Origin of the sequence: Amycolatopsis alba DSM 44262 (assembly GCF_000384215.1) — a bacterium.
Lineage (GTDB): Bacteria > Actinomycetota > Actinomycetes > Mycobacteriales > Pseudonocardiaceae > Amycolatopsis > Amycolatopsis alba.
Genome location: NZ_KB913032.1, coordinates 7,694,790 through 7,709,823 on the forward strand (window position 1 = coordinate 7,694,790; position 15,034 = coordinate 7,709,823).

Sequence of the window (15,034 nt, forward strand, 5' to 3'; positions counted from 1 at the left end):
ACCGGCATGAATTCCGCGACGCGCTGTCCCCCCTCACGGAGCAGCAGCTCGCAGACCGCGCCCGTACAGAAGTACGATGACAGCAGCGGCCACCCCATTCCGTTACGATTCCGTGTAATGGGCCACAACGGGACTTCTGATTGCTTGCTGAAGTGGCGATCATGGCGGCTGCGTCGAGAGTGTGGAGCTGAGAGTTACCGAAATCCGTGGAGATTTCAGGCCGATCCAGATCCCATCGCCCCGCCTGTGAGGCAGGCCGGCGACCGAATTTCGCCTTCGAGGGGAGCAGATCGTGCCTGAACAAGCCACTCCTGACGACAACGGAGCTTTCCTCGAGCCGATCGCCATCATCGGCATGAGCTGCCGGTTCGCCGCCGGGATCGACTCACCGGCCACATACTGGGACTTCATGGTCGCCGGACGTGAATCGGTTGGCCCGGTCCCCGAGGGTCGTTGGGATAGGTACGCCACGCAGAACCCCGATAGCGCGGCGGTCCTGCGCGGAACGACCAATGTCGGCCACTTCATCGCAGACATCGCCGGATTCGACGCGGAGTTCTTCCGGATCACCCCGCGAGAAGCCCGGCAGATGGATCCGCAACAGCGCATGATGCTGGAAGTCGCCTGGGAGGCGCTGGAAAACGCCGGGATACCCCCGGCCGACGCGCACACCGACTCCGGGGTCTTCGTCGGGGTCGGGTCCAACGACTACGGGCGGCGTCTCCTGGAGGATCTGCCCGGTATCGAGGCGTGGACCGGGATCGGCGCGGCACTGTGCGGCGTGGCAAACCGGACTTCGCACGCCTTGGACCTTCATGGGCCCAGTGTCGCGGTCGACACCGCGTGTTCCTCCTCCCTGGTGGCTATTCATCAGGCATGCCAGACGCTCCGGCTCGGAGAAGCTCCCATGGCACTCGCCGGAGGTGTCATGCTCATGGCTGGCCCGGCCTTGTCGGTGGTGCTGGACGCCGCGGGCGCGACTGCCCCGGACGGCAGGTCGAAACCATTCGACGCGGCCGCGGACGGCTACGGGCGTGGCGAAGGCTGCGGTGTCCTCGTTCTCAAGCGGCTGTCGGACGCCTACCGTGACGACCACCGCGTCCTCGCCGTGATCCGGGGCAGTGCCGTTGCGCAGGAAGGCCGGACCGACGGCATCATGGCCCCGAGCCGCGAGGCGCAGGAAAGTCTGCTGCGGCGTACCTACCGACATTGCGGTGTGGCCCCGGAGACGGTCGACTACGTGGAAGCGCACGGCACGGGCACTCCGGCCGGAGATCCCGTCGAGGCTTCCGCCATCGGAACGGTTTTGGGCGTGGGGCGCCCGGAGGCACGACCTTGCCTGATCGGGTCGGTCAAGAGCAACATCGGGCATTTGGAAGCCGCCGCAGGGGTGGCCGGAGTGATCAAGACAGTCCTCGCGCTGAACCGTGGGCGGATACCGGCCACCTGTCTGACCACCGGACCAAGTCCCAGGATCGACTGGGCGGGTTTGAGCCTCAGGCTCGTCGATCGTCTCACCAACTGGCCCACGACTGACCACCCCCGCCGAGCGGGAGTGGCAAGCTACGGCTACGGCGGAACCATCGCCCACCTCGTTCTGGAAGAGCCGCCTCGACGACCACCACGTGAGCACCCCCACCTGGACACCGAAATCCGCCCCTATCCGGTTTCCCACGCCACGCCCGACGGCGTCGCGGCCCAAGCCACCCGGCTCGCCGGCTGGCTCGAAAATGCCGAGGACGACAATCTCCTCGCGACAGGACGCACACTCGCCATGAACCGGACGCACATGCCGGCACGAGCGGTCGTCATGGCGCGAAACAGGGATGAGCTGCTCCGCGGCTGGCGTGCGCTGGCCGAAGGGCGGCCGTCGAACGACGTGCTGGCCGGGCCCCTGGGGCGGCCGGCACCCGACACGAACGCTGTCTGGGTGTTCTCCGGCCACGGAGCCCAGTGGCCCCGAATGGGCGCAGGACTGCTCGGCAGCGAGCCCGCTTTCGCCGAGGCCCTCGACGAGATCGACGCTGTGTTCCTGCGAGAAATGGGTCTGTCACCCCGCGAGGTGCTGCGGCAACCGGACCTGGGCGGCGTCGACCGTGTCCAGGCGACGATCTTCGCGGTGCAACTCGGCCTCGCCGCCGTGTGGCGCTCCTATGGGCTGCGCCCCGCGGCGGTCATCGGCCATTCGGTCGGCGAGATCGCCGCCGCGGTCACGGCCGGGGTCCTCAGCGCCGAGGAAGGTGCCGTATTGGCTGCCCGCCGATCACGGCGCCTGCCGCAGGTGGCGGGCAAAGGCGCGATGGCGATGGTGAGCCTGCCGTTCGACAAGGCCGCCCAGCGGCTCGCCGGCTCGCCACAGATCGCTGCCGCGATCGCCACATCACCGAGCACTTCGGTGATCTCAGGTGATCAGGCGGCATTGGACGAGCTACTCGAGATCTGGCGATCCGAAGGGATCTCCGTCCGACGAATCGACTCCGACGTCGCGTTCCACAGCCACCACATGTCCGCGCCCGCCGCCGAGTTGGCCTGCGCCGTGGCGCACCTGAGGCCGAGGCCGGCACTCGTTCCGCTCTATTCCACGGCTCTCGAGGACCCCAGAAGCAAGTCTCCTCGCGATGCCCGGTACTGGGCGACCAACCTGCGCGAACCGGTCCGATTCGAAGCAGCGGTCACGGCGGCCCTTGACGACGGGCACCGGGTCTTCCTGGAAGTCTCGGCACATCCCGTGGTCACCCATTCCGTGGAGGAAATCATCGAAGCGGCAGGGGAAGCCGGTGGCGCCACGGCACACACCCTGCGACGCGGCAAACCCGACCGACCCACTCTCCTGGCCAACCTCGGGTCCCTGCATTGTCACGGTGTCCGTGTCGACTGGAACCGCGTATTCCCCGCCGCGCCCCTGGCCGAACTACCCGTCACAGCGTGGAATCACCGCCCCCACCTGGCCGAGCCGTCCGTCCCGACGATCGGCGTGACCAGCGGCCACGATCCCGATTCGCACACCTTGCTGGGAGTCCACGCCGACGTATTCGGCACCACCCGGGGCCGGATGTGGAGCACTCGGCTGGACGAGACCAGCCGCCCTTACCCTGGCAGTCACCCAGTGCAGGGCACCGAAATCATCCCCGCAGCCGTACTGCTGAACACCTTCTTAGCCACAGAAACCGCCGCACCGATCCTCCGTGACGTACGACTGCTCACTCCGGTTCCAGTGGGGGCGCCTCGTGTGATCCAGGTAGTCCTGCAAGATCGAGTCGTGCGATTGAGCTCACGCTCCGAGGACACCTCGAACGAGGACGAGAAGAGCACTGCCTGGCTCACTCACACAGAAGCTGTCTTGCACACTCCAGTACCCGACGAGGCTTGCCCACCAGCGCCTCACTCCCGCTCGCCTGAACGAGCCGAGGACCCCGGATTCGTCATCAACCGGCTGGCCTCACTCGGAGTCGCCGCGTTGGGCTTTCCCTGGCATATCAAGGACCTCCGCCGAGGAAAAGGAACTCTCCGCGCCGAGATCACCGTCGACCCCGGGAACGTACTGCCGGCCCTGACCTGGGCCGCGTTGCTTGATTCGGCGTTCTCCGTCGCTTCGGTGGTCTTCCCGGATCCACCACGGCTGCGCATGCCCGCCCACATCGACGAAGTCATGGTGGTTGGGCCGCCTCCGGACGTGGCACTCATCGAAGTATCCCTGCGTCCGGCCGAACAGGAACCGGACACAGTCGATGTGCTCGTCCATACCACCGAGCAGGTGGTGGTGGCACGACTGTCAGGTCTGCGATACGGCGAGTTCGAGTCTGACGACTCCCATGAACCGGTCTGTCCGCAAAGGCTGATCCACAATGTGACCCGTCGCCCCTGCGACCTCGGAAGAACCGGCAAGCATCTGCGCTCGGTCGGCGTGCTCGGCACCACCCCGCTTGCCGAAGCCTTATCGTCTCGTCTTCGTCAGGAAATCGTGGACGTCCGTGCTTTCGGCAGACTCGACGAGACCGGCGACCATGCCCCGGAAACGATCGTCTTTGTCGCACCCGACACCACGGAACCAGTCGCCGATCAAGCCATCGCCAACACTCAGGCGGTCACCCGACTGATCCACCGGCTGGGTCGCGGGAAAGTCCGACTCTGGTGTGTGACCCGGGGAATGGGCGAAGCCTGTACCGCCACAGGCCTGGCACACGCTCCCTTGTCCGGGCTCGCCCGGGTCGCCAGGACCGAACACGGTGACCTGTGGGGCGGACTCATCGACCTGCCCGATCACCCCACCGCGGAGGATCTGTCCATCCTGACCAGAGTCCTGCGCTCCCCTTCGGACGAACCTGTACTGCACATCCGAGACGGCAAGGTATGGGGCACACGGCTCGTACCGGCCGATGCTGGCTGTAGCTCGGCTCCACTGATCTCCTGCCGCCCGGAAGGGACCTACCTGATCACTGGCGGTCTGGGGGCCTTGGGCATGCGAATCGCGCACTGGCTGGGAAAGCAGGGGGCGCGCCGTTTGGTCTTGCTCAGCCGACGAGCGCTGCCCGCAAGGGATCGTTGGAGTGACAAGCTCGATCCCACGACCAGTGGCCTCATCACGCGAATCAGGCGACTGGAAGAGCGCGGCATCACGGTCCGGACGGTATCCGGCGACGTCGCCGACACTGGCCGGTTGAAGAACGAACTGCTGACGAGCAACCTGCAACTGCCTCCGATACTCGGAATCGTGCACGCCGCCGGAGTGGTACGGAACGAGATGCTGCACGACATGACCGACGCCTCGATCCACGACGTTCTGCGCCCGAAGGTCGCCGGAGCCCTCGCTCTGCACGAAATGTTCCCGCCGGGCACGCTGGACTTCCTTGTACTTTTCTCCTCCGCTGGACAGCTGCTGGGACTACCTGGACAGTCCTCTTACGCTGCGGCCAACTCATTCCTCGACGCGATGGCGTCACACCGCCGGGCCGAAGGCCACAACGACACAGTCAGCATCGCGTGGACAAGCTGGCGAGGCGCCGGCATGTCGACATCCTCCGCCGCGATCGATGTCGAACTCGACGAGCGCGGCACCGCGGACATCACCACGGCCGGAGCGCTGAAGGTCCTGGCGCGGATCAACGACCGCACGGCCAACCTAGCGGTATTACGGGTCCTGCCGGACGACCCGAGTGTGGCTCGCCCGGCCGTGCTGCGAGACCTGGCCCCGCCTGCCGAAGCCCCGGCGGCGTCGACCGGACGCGGAGACTGGGCTCGGCTCGACGGAGACGAACTACGAAAGCATCTGTATCGCGAAGTCACCGCGGCCGTCGCCGCGGCGATCGGCGTCGAACCGACACAGGTCGATGCCGGAATGCCCCTCACCGAGATGGGTTTCGACTCCGTCATGTCCACTGGGCTGCGCCGTGCGCTGGCGAAACGGCTCCGCGTTCCTGTGGCACCCACCCTCATGTGGGAGCACCCCACGGTGACCGCCATCGCCGAGCACTTCGCCGAAACACGACGGAAGCCATGATCCACCCGTATGTCGCCGACCCGGTCGGCGGCTTCAGGGAATCGGGTACCGGTTTGCGCCAAAGGCAGCGGCTCGTCGAACTTCGTGAAGATCGCCATCGGATGCGGCGATCTTGTTCGTCGATACTCGTCTACAGCTTGCTCGCCAGGCCAGCGGTCATGGGTCCAGAGCCGGTCCACGAACTCATCGTCACGGTGTCCTTAGCCAATCGTCAACGTCGAGGCCTCGATGAGATAGTCGGCGGTCCTCGCAGGCGCGCACGATGGCGTCGGCCAGGACCGTTTCTCTTCCGACGCGATGTGGAACTAGCCGTCCGGTCCGCCCGCGTAGGCGGATCCGCTGCGGGTCGCCAGGCGCCCGGTGTCGACCCCGCGATCAGCGCAGAACGCTCGAAGCTCGCCTTGAATCAGGACATCTCGATGGGTCAGGGCCTCGATGTCGGGTGCGCCGAGCGCGGTCATCAGCGCGCCGAGTTGATCGAGCCAGTCCATGATCTGCGCCACCAATGCCGCAGCGCCGCCTTCGAGCACAGTCTTGAGGAAGCGACCGGAGACGCCTGCCGCGGAGGCACCGAGGGCGAGCGCCCGTGCGACGTCGAGAGGGTGCCGGACGCCGCCGGAGGCCAGCACGGCGATCCCGAGTCCTTGCGTGTCCAGGAGACAGGCCGGTGTCGACTGCCCCCAGGTGTCGAGGAAGTCGTAATCGCCCCGGGGGCGCCTGTGGTTTTCGACGCGAGCGAAGTTCGTGCCACCGCGGCCACCGACGTCCGCCACGTGCACTCCCGTGTTGCGCAGGGTCGAGACGGTCTCGCGGCTGAGGCCGAATCCGACCTCCTTCACGATCACGGGAACCTCGACCCCCCGCACGATGTCTTCGATGTTCCTGGTCCAGGACCCGAACGACCGGTCTCCCTCCGGCATTATCGTCTCCTGGATGGCGTTGAGATGTATTTGCAGGGCATCGGCATGCAGGAGATCGATGATCCGGCGCGCCTGCCCTGCCGAGGTCGTCGCATTGATGTTCGCCATGACGAAGCCGTCCGGGTTTTCGCGGCGCATCACGCTGAAGGTGTCCGCGGTCGTTTCGTCCTTGAGGTATGCGCTCATCGAGCCGGTGGCGATGGGCACGCCGGTCTGCTGGGCGGCGATGGCTAGTTCCCGGTTGATGGCACCGGTGTTGACGCTGCCGCCGGTCATCGCGTTGACGTAGAGCGGAACCGGCCATTCCATCCCCGCGAACCGGGTAGTCAGGGAGACCTCGGACCTGTCGATACCTGCCAAGGCATGGTGGACGAACGACACGTCGTCGAAATGGTTGTATCCCGACGTCTGACGCTGCTGCTCAGAGGCCAGCCGGACATGGTCATCCTTGCGGTTACCGGTCATCGCGCCTCCTGCGGCAGCGGTGGTACACGAATCGGGGCGGGCAGTACCTTCGCCGACGCCCACTGCTGGTGTAGCCGCTCGATGTTCGGGGCCTCATCGGCGTCCAGGATGGCGATGCCGCAGTCACCGCCTCCGGCACCGGAGGGCTTACCTGCGCCGCCGACCGACTCCGCGGCGTCACACAACGCTGTCAGCCGGTCGGTGAAAATGCCCAGTCCGAGTTCCTTGTCGAGTCGGCCCAGCAGGTTCCGGGCAGAGCGGATCTGCCGCAACAATTCACGGTCGTCTCCCAGGACCAGCGCGCGCATCGATGCCCGGACACATTCGGCGCTGTCCGCCAGAAAGGCCTTGTACACTCGCTTTTCTGACCAGCTTCGGTTCGTTGTCAGTGCCGAGAGCAGCGACGTGGTACTGGCCGGTTCACCGGTCCATCCCACTTCCAAGGCGAGCTTCTCGGGGGGAGGTAACCGCCGGAGTCCGAAACCCGGCCACGTCGCGCACAGTGTTTCTTCGATCCCCCGGTGTCGGGCCATGTCGAGTACCGCGACTCGATCGGGCGCGTAGTACGCCAGCCAGCCTCCCCAGATGCCGGCCGCGAGGTCGGCGCCGGATGGCCCGGGGTCGATTCGGGCCGTCGCGAGCAGGGCGAGCCGGAACCAGGTGTCATAGGAAAGAGGCAGGCCGCTGTACTCGGCCACGGCCGCGATGGTCGCCACCGTCACCGCGCCGCTGGAGCCGAGTCCGAGTTTTGTCCCGTGCTCGTGCAGGTCGCTGGTGATCGAGACTTCGAGCGGGAGCACTGGCAAGCCGCGCTCGCCCAGCAGTTCGTCCACTATCTCGATCGCGGACACGACATGCGCCATGTTCTGGCGGGCGCTTCGCTCGTCATCCGGGGTGCTCCCGGTCAGCAGGCGGCCGTCCCGCCGCAGCCGGGCCCCACGCGGGCACAGATCCGAGGTCAGGACGACATCGCCGGAAGAAGCACCGGACACCGTCACGCTTACCTGCCGGTCCACACTGACCACAATCGCCGGATAGCCCGGCTCGACCACCGCGTATTCCCCGATGATGAACAGCTTTCCTGGCGACCGCCGGACGATCGTCCTGGTGGAGGTCATCCTGGCTCCTCGGTTAGCAGGGCGGCTCCAGTGCCGCGGCGGGCGACGACCGTCGTGCAGCCAGGTACCGCTTCCCGCATTCTCGCCGCCACCCGATCGGCGTCTCCGGGGCTGCACAGCACTTTGACGTTCGGTCCCGCGTCCATCGTCGCGTAAGCGGACGTACCCTCGTCTCGTAGCGCCGTCACGTTGTCGAGTACGTTGAGTGTCGGCGCAGCCAGATAGCGCACCGCCGGTCGGGCCGCGAGCATGGTGGCGTGCATGCCCAGCGCGTTACGTTCGGCGATCTCGCCGACCATGTCGAGGTCGCCGCGTTCCAGCGCGGTCCTCATGTCAGTCAGATCGGCGCGGCTGGACTCGATCCACGCTCGATACAGCGGCGAGGTCTCGACAGTGCTTCTCATGGCCGTCCGGCTGGACAGCGCTTTCGGTGCCGTGTCGATCAGTGTGATCACCATCGCGGGGTCGAATTCGACACCGATTTGCTCGGCGAATGAGCCGGGATCGTCCTCGCCGGCGTGCCAGAGCACGAACCCGCCGAAGACCGATCGCGCGGCCGATCCGGACCCGCGGCGTGCCAGGCGTGACAGGTCGGTGGCGTCGAGTTCCAGGCCGTAGGCTTCGGCGGCGGCCAGGGCCAATGCGGCGAAAGCACTCGCCGAGGACGCCAACCCTGCCCCCATCGGGCCGTCGTTGTGCGTGCTCACCACGGCCGACTCGGTACGGCCTGCCCGCTTCCGTACCAACTCCAGGAAACCGACCACACGCCGCGACACGGTTCCACTCGCGGGTACCCCGTCGACAGTCACCCGGTCGACGTCCCCTGTCTGTCCCACGTGGAGAGTCGTAGTGGTGGGAAAGACGTCCAAGGTGAGCGAAAGGCTGTCCGCCCACGGGATGACCTGGTCTTCGTCGCGTTTGCCCCAGTACTTGATCAACGCGATGTTGGGATACGCCACCGCAGTCACGCCCTGGTCAGCTGCCAACACCGGCATACCCTCCTCAACGGCGCACGCCAGGTCTTGACGGCTCCCGCCTCCTCCAAGCGCCTCGCGACCGTCGATGCCGTTCCCGCATTGTCGGTCACCGCGATCAGACACCCCCCAAGGCCACCGCCCGTGATCTTGGCGCCGAGAGCTCCGGCGCGCAACGCAACCTCGACCAAGTCGTCGATCTGGTCCGTGCTCAAACCCGCCTCGCGCAACAGTCCGTGAGCTGTCGTCAGCCTTGCGCCGAACTCCTTGGCTCGGCCGTCGGCCAAGTCGCCCATGCTCGCCCAGGTTTCACTCTCGACCATGTCCACGAACCTCGCCTGATAAAGCGGTTCCCTCGCGAACCGTCCCCGGAGCAGTTCGACAGCGTCCCTGGTCCTCCCCGCGACCCCGCTGTCGGCGATGACCACCACGCCGTCGAACCCGATCCGCAGGCGCTCGACGGCACCGCCGGAGAACAAGATCGGCACCGACGAACCCACCGCGTGCGCGTCGACGCCGCTCGCGCGCCCGTGCACAACGGATTCCGCGGCCTGTACGAGTTCGAACACCTCCTCGGCATCCAACCGGCGACCGAAGAGGTCCGCCACCGCGAGCACGACCGCCCTGGCATAGGCCGCACTCGCACCCAACCCACGCCCCAGAGGAATCGAGCAGGCGACACGCACATCCACCCACATGGTGCCCGGCACACCGAACCGGTCCCTCAACCGTGCGATCAGGCCCGGCAAGCCGCCCTCAGCCTGATTCACCGCCACCACATCGGCGACTGGCGGCAACACGAACGAGATCGTGTCCCGCTCCGCACTGGAACCGTCTGCCGACGCTGTGACACGCAGCCCCGGAACGGGAACGGCCAGCGCCGGAGCCCCGTAGACGACCGCGTGCTCTCCCAGCAGGATGACCTTGCCGTGGGCACGGCCGGTCCCAACCGAGCTCTTCCCAGCGACCGCCCCGCAGGACGCCGACATCGGCTCAGCCAACGAATCCACCTCCGCGCGCTCAGCTTCCACTGTGCGTCCTGGTCCCGTTCATCCAGTAGATGCGTCACCGGGCACCGGGACCAGCCAGATGGGCAGCGGATCCGTTGAACGACGCATCGTGTTGAAGACCAGGCAAGCTCACCCGTTCGCACTCGACGTAAGTCACAGCGTATGAACGCGATATTGCGTTCGATATCGGGATGTTCCGAGTGTCCTTCCCGACGATCATCGACGCGCAGCAGCCTGTCCCGTTCTGACCCCTGGAGTTGGGATCATGGGCCGCAGATCCCTGGAGCACAGATCCTTCCCCATCGGAGGTAACGCGTCGGACGAAGTCGTTGTAGCGAGCAGTTTCCACCATCCTCAACGAGGAAAGGTGCGCTGCCAGGCAGCTGCTCTTCTCGCCGAACAAGCGCGGGGCGCCGGTTTCCTCGCCACAATCGCCGATGTCACCCACGGTCAGACGGGGAACTCGTTCGAGCGGAGCGTGACGCTCCGGCCGCCTCCAACCTCGACTTCGACGGCGAAGTCATCGGGATGGGCATGGCGACGAAAACGACGCCCACGCGCCGGCCCTGACGAGGCGGCTGGTGCAGCGGTGGTCGTCGATGGTGCGCACTAGCCGCGCTCTGCTCACGATATCCGATTCCGGAGCGAAACCGAGCACGTCGGCGGGGACGCGGGTACGACAACTCGCGGCCAGGAGCGACACCGTGCTGGTGATCACTGCATCGAAGTCCGCCGCCAGCTCCGTGACGTCGTACGCGCCGCGCGCTTCGGTACCGATCACCGCGGTCAGCGATCTCAACTCTCTCGGCGACGTCTATCCCCAGCATGTCTCCTACCTCGTGGCACCAGGAACTCCCCTGGAGGACACCGCAGACATCGTGCGCGCGTTGTACGGTCGATTCCCACGGTTGCGAGGCCCCACCCGCGCGAATTCGCCTACCAAGCGTCAGATCGTCGTGAAGCGCTGCGCTCGGTGGCCGCCGCCAGCGACGTTCTACTCGTCTGTGGATTGCACGCCGCTCGTTCCGGACCGGAACTGGACGACTGGGTGGCACGCACCGGCTGCCCAGCCCACCACGTGAGCCGACTCGGAGACCTGAAGAGCGAATGGTTGGTCGAGGCGTCCACGGTCGGCATCGCGGCGGCCGACGAGGCGGGGATCAGCTCACGACAGCACTATCCGGACTCGGCCCCCTCGCGGTGGTACGCCGCCGCGTCATCACCGAACACAGTCTCGGAGCCGGCCACGGTTGCATTTCCCAGACAGCCGGCACCGGACAGGACGGGATGTTCACAATCGGCTGGGGATGATCCAGCCCCGGGCGGAGTTCGGTCGCTCTGCCGACCACCATTAGGGCGTGTTTCCTGGATCTCGATCTATAGATCCGGTAGATCGTGGTGGGTATTTGATCGGCACGATCTGCGTCATGAGGAGTGGGAGCGGTTGCGGTCGTTGCTGCCGTCGAATCCTGGCCGTGGTGGTCGGTGGGCTGATCACCGGGCCACGATCAACGGGGTGTTCTGGCGGGCCCGCACCGGGTGCCCTTGGCGGGATATGCCCGCCGAGTACGGAAACTGGGTCACGGTCTACAAATGCCACAACCGGTGGTCGCAGGATGGGACGTGGGCGATGATTCTGGACCGGTTGCGGGCTGGGTGCGACGAGGCCGAAGGGATGGAGTGGACGGTCGGTGCGGACTCCACCGTGGTCCGCGCGCATCAGCACGCCGCCGGAGCCCGCCACGACCGGGCCGCCGCGGCTGACACAGGGGGCTGGGGCGAATGACACGAAATCCCGGGTTGGCCGTCAGGCTCTGGGGCGCTCGCGTGGTGGGCTGTCCACCAAGATTTGTCTGGTCGCCCACCGGCGGTGCCGGCCGATCGCCCGGTTGACCAGCCCGGGTCAGCACGGTGATTCGCCCCGCTTTACCCCGCTGCGGATCCGGATCCGGATCCGGATCCGGCGTCGTGGTCTGGGCCGGTCCCGGGTCCGGCCTGCTCGGGTAATGGCGGACAAGGGTTGCTCCTCCAAAGCCAACCGGGCTTACCTGCGCGGGCGCGGGATCAAAGCGGTGGTCCCGGTCAAAGAAGACCAGAAAGCCAACCGCCGCAAGCGCGGCTCGGCCGGTGGCAGACAACCGTCCTTCGACGCCGAGCGCTATAGGGACCGCAACACCGTCGAGCGTGCCTTCAACAAGCTCAAGGCGTTCCGGGCCGTGGCCACTCGATACGACAAGCTCGACATCATCTATCAGGGTACCATCGACGTCGCCTCGATCAAGATTTGGCTCCGCGACCCCGTTCCATGATCCAAGAAACACGCCCTAGTGCCGGGCGTGCGGACGTAAACCAAGAGCTGAGACTGGTCCAGGCAATAACCCGCACGCCCGGGAGCGCAGGCGGCCTGGCCCTGCCGTCGCGATAACAACCCTTCCCTTGCTGCGAAACACTCTTGATCGGCACAAGAGTTCTCGCCCCATGCGCGGGCAGCCCTACTCGCAACACTCCTCATGGGAGAAACCCGAGGCGGACCGCTTGCCGACCAAGACAGCTTTGCCACAGCAATACCCTTTCCATCGGACAGATCCCGGCACGCTGCCCCTGCCTCCGCAGCAGCCGCAACGATCAACGCTCCGTTGCGCGGAAAGGCGCTGGTTCAACACGAGCCTGCTTTCAACAACGACAGCACTCTGCAGTCCTTCCGGCGAAGCCCGATCAATGGCTTAACTAGATCGAGGCTCATCAACCGACAGCATCCACGGCTCGATGACCGCAAACCTGGTTCTCCTCCAGCTCTGTGGACCGGTCGGGAAACTTCCGTATCCCCATCTTTGTTCGCAGACCGACGCAAAGGCAGGATCATGACAATCGAACATAGCTCCACGGTACGCACCGACCTCGAGAAGGCTGCCTTCGACTACTACGACAACAAACGCGACGACCGCATCAACCTCGACCTCGGAAGCACCGACGGCTATTACCATCACCACTTCGCCGTGGGCGATTTCGATCGCACAGTCCTCGCTCTGGACGGCGATGCCCGTGAGGAGGCCATCAATGTCGAACTGCACCGTATGGAAACCAGGCAGGTCGACGTCCTCACCGAAGCGCTTGGCGAGGTGCCGGCCACGGCTCGCATCCTCGACGGAGGTTCCGGCCGCGGGGGCACCGCCCTTCTGCTTCACAAGGCTTTCGGATGCCGAGTGGATGGCGTGAACATCTCCACTTATCAGAATTCCTTTGCACGCAATCAGGCCCAGGCACACAAATGTGCCGACAGCGTTCAGTTCCACGACTGCAACATGGCCTCGACAGGCTTCCCAGACGCTTCCTTCGACTACGTGGTCACCAACGAAACCACCATGTACATCGACACGTACGAGACGTTCGCGGAGTTCGCCCGCATTCTCAAACCGGGCGGTCGCTACGTGCTGGTCACCTGGTGCAACAACGACGCCATCGATCCGCACCCCCCGGAAGCGACCGCGATCGACGAGCACTATCACTGCCACACCCACCGCCGCACCACCTACCTGAGGGCACTCCTGGACGCCGGCCTGGTTCCTTACGAGGTCGACGACCTCACTGAACCCGCTATCCCCTATTGGGAACTCCGGTCCCACTCCGACCTCGCAACGGGAATCGAAAAGCCGTACCTCGACGGCTACCGCAGCGACCGCGTGAACTACATCCGCATCGCCTCCCGTCGCGCGTCCGGCGACCACTGACGGGGCCACCCGACCACACCGCACACCAACCGGAAGGACAGCGAACATGACCGCGGCCGACGCCTCCGCCCTTCCATGCCTCACAGACGTGATCCATCGCGCCCGTGAATTCACCCACAACGGTCTCGCGCAGGCAATCGTGAAGTTCCTGCCGACGCCTGGCACGCAAGCCTTTTGACCACAATGCGTCAGCACATCACTCGATATACTATACCGAGAAATGACATCGAATCTTTTACGCAAAACAACGAGGTCAACCTGGAGAATTTTTATCGATCACCATGAAGGAGAAGTAAATATCAGCCACACAGGCAATGGAATATACTCTCAGCGCGCCCGAACAGCATATATTCGAAGTCCGTCACCTCGAGGCGAGAGATCACTTCATTTTGCAAACGTTGCTGTTGTCGAAGTAGTACTCGCCGCGCGAACTGGTCTTGGTGGTGGCCACCAAGGTCCCGTCCTTGCCGTAGAGACGGACGATGGCGCCGGAGTCCGGTTTCTCGGTCGGGTCCTGGACGCCGTCGTACTAGACGCGGTTGCCGATCTGCGGCGGCGCGAGGTCGCACAGGACCTCCAGGTCGGCCATCCCGCCGCCCTTGCCGAAACTACAGGTCAGCAGGTTGCAGAGCTGGCCGTCGACGCGCTGGCCGGTCGTGCGGTTCACCCTGCCAGGGCCGCTGGAGTAGGTGACGTCGATCGGGTTCACGAACTGCGACAGCAGCGTCGTCTCCACCTTCGACAACGTGATACCACCGTAAGCCGCTTCCTGGTGGAAGCCGGTGAGCCAGTCTCCGGGGTAGTACTCGCGAACCTCTGCCCGCTGGATCCCGACATTGGCGCGGGTGGCGTTGTTGACGCAGCCATCGTTGCCGTCCATCACATAGGCATCCGAGGCGTCCGGGCAGGCGCGGTTGAGGTCACTCCCGGAGCCGGGGTTGACCAGGATCTGCGGCGGTCCGGGAGCCCTGTCCTGGTTGAGTCCGTACTGGTCGGCGAAACGGTCACGGAAACCCAGGATCAGGTCCCCGTTGGTGTCCTGCACGATGTCGGTCAGCATCGGCTGCGGGTACCCGACCGGGGTGGTGCAGGTGATGCCGTCCTGGGTGGTGCGGTAGGTGTCCGACCAGGTGTACCAGCCGTTGCCCTTGCAGGGCTCGAGGTTGAACGCCAAACCCCGCGGGAAGTTCGGCGGCTGGTTCATCACGATGGGGCCGAAGCTTCCGCCACAGGGTCGAACTTGTACACCACGGCACGCATGTCGGCCTTGTCATCGGTCGACTGACCGGAACACACACCACCGACGAACACCACCCTCGTCC

General features: G+C 65.5%; 9 protein-coding genes and 3 pseudogenes. 5 read left to right on the plus strand and 7 right to left on the minus strand.

Annotated elements, in window-relative coordinates; genetic code table 11:
* The first annotated feature begins 292 nt into the window (after positions 1-292).
* Positions 293-5,497, plus strand: coding sequence for a type I polyketide synthase (locus AMYAL_RS0135820; protein WP_020636119.1), 5,205 nt, complete (start codon positions 293-295; stop codon positions 5,495-5,497).
* Between the two features lie 305 nt (positions 5,498-5,802).
* On the opposite strand, the gene fni is transcribed toward AMYAL_RS0135820, so the two are convergent.
* From fni to AMYAL_RS50180, 5 genes are all read right to left on the minus strand, one after another.
* Positions 5,803-6,882 (minus strand): type 2 isopentenyl-diphosphate Delta-isomerase, encoded by a 1,080-nt coding sequence (gene fni / locus AMYAL_RS0135825; RefSeq protein ID WP_020636120.1) that lies wholly within the window; start codon positions 6,880-6,882, stop codon positions 5,803-5,805.
* Entirely contained in the window at positions 6,879-8,000 is a 1,122-nt protein-coding gene (locus tag AMYAL_RS0135830) for a phosphomevalonate kinase (RefSeq protein ID WP_020636121.1), read from the minus strand. The genes fni and AMYAL_RS0135830 overlap by 4 nt, the downstream gene beginning before the upstream one ends.
* Complete coding sequence (gene mvaD, locus AMYAL_RS0135835) at positions 7,997-8,989, minus strand: diphosphomevalonate decarboxylase (protein ID WP_245193241.1); 993 nt, start codon at positions 8,987-8,989, stop codon at positions 7,997-7,999. Before mvaD ends, AMYAL_RS0135830 begins: the two co-directional genes overlap by 4 nt.
* Positions 8,965-9,984, minus strand: a complete 1,020-nt coding sequence (mvk, locus tag AMYAL_RS0135840; RefSeq protein WP_425332242.1) for a mevalonate kinase — start codon at positions 9,982-9,984, stop codon at positions 8,965-8,967. The genes mvaD and mvk overlap by 25 nt, the downstream gene beginning before the upstream one ends.
* Positions 9,985-10,504: 520 nt before the next feature.
* Positions 10,505-10,765 carry a hypothetical protein gene (locus tag AMYAL_RS50180; protein WP_020636124.1) on the minus strand — a complete coding sequence of 87 codons (261 nt, stop codon included), beginning with the start codon at positions 10,763-10,765 and terminating at the stop codon, positions 10,505-10,507.
* Between the two features lie 117 nt (positions 10,766-10,882).
* On the opposite strand from AMYAL_RS50180, the pseudogene AMYAL_RS51140 reads away from it, so the two are divergent.
* The 4 genes and pseudogenes from AMYAL_RS51140 to AMYAL_RS50890 form a co-directional block, all read left to right on the plus strand.
* Positions 10,883-11,119, plus strand: a pseudogene (locus tag AMYAL_RS51140) (hypothetical protein); the annotation flags it as partial.
* A gap of 240 nt (positions 11,120-11,359) precedes the next feature.
* Positions 11,360-12,293, plus strand: a pseudogene (locus AMYAL_RS50885) (IS5 family transposase).
* A 552-nt stretch (positions 12,294-12,845) separates the two neighbouring features.
* The gene (locus AMYAL_RS0135860; protein WP_039794662.1) at positions 12,846-13,712 is read left to right on the plus strand and encodes an SAM-dependent methyltransferase; all 867 of its coding nucleotides are present in this window, start codon (positions 12,846-12,848) and stop codon (positions 13,710-13,712) included.
* Positions 13,713-13,758: 46 nt separating this feature from the next.
* Entirely contained in the window at positions 13,759-13,890 is a 132-nt protein-coding gene (locus tag AMYAL_RS50890; RefSeq protein WP_280632818.1) for a hypothetical protein, read from the plus strand.
* Between the two features lie 201 nt (positions 13,891-14,091).
* Here AMYAL_RS50890 and AMYAL_RS51145 read toward each other — a convergent pair.
* A pseudogene (locus tag AMYAL_RS51145) lies at positions 14,092-14,226 on the minus strand (hypothetical protein); the annotation flags it as partial.
* Between the two features lie 15 nt (positions 14,227-14,241).
* On the minus strand, positions 14,242-14,919 hold the full coding sequence (locus tag AMYAL_RS48000) for a hypothetical protein (protein WP_143267801.1): 678 nt from the start codon (positions 14,917-14,919) through the stop codon (positions 14,242-14,244).
* Positions 14,920-15,034 lie beyond the last annotated feature (115 nt).

Bases quoted from the DNA above. Each gene is read 5' to 3' on its own strand.
- AMYAL_RS50890 (WP_280632818.1), top strand. From the start codon at position 13,759: ATGACCGCGGCCGACGCCTCCGCCCTTCCATGCCTCACAGACGTGATC.
- AMYAL_RS0135860 (WP_039794662.1), top strand. From the start codon at position 12,846: ATGACAATCGAACATAGCTCCACGGTACGCACCGACCTCGAGAAGGCT.
- fni (WP_020636120.1), bottom strand. From the start codon at position 6,882: ATGACCGGTAACCGCAAGGATGACCATGTCCGGCTGGCCTCTGAGCAG.
- AMYAL_RS0135830 (WP_020636121.1), bottom strand. From the start codon at position 8,000: ATGACCTCCACCAGGACGATCGTCCGGCGGTCGCCAGGAAAGCTGTTC.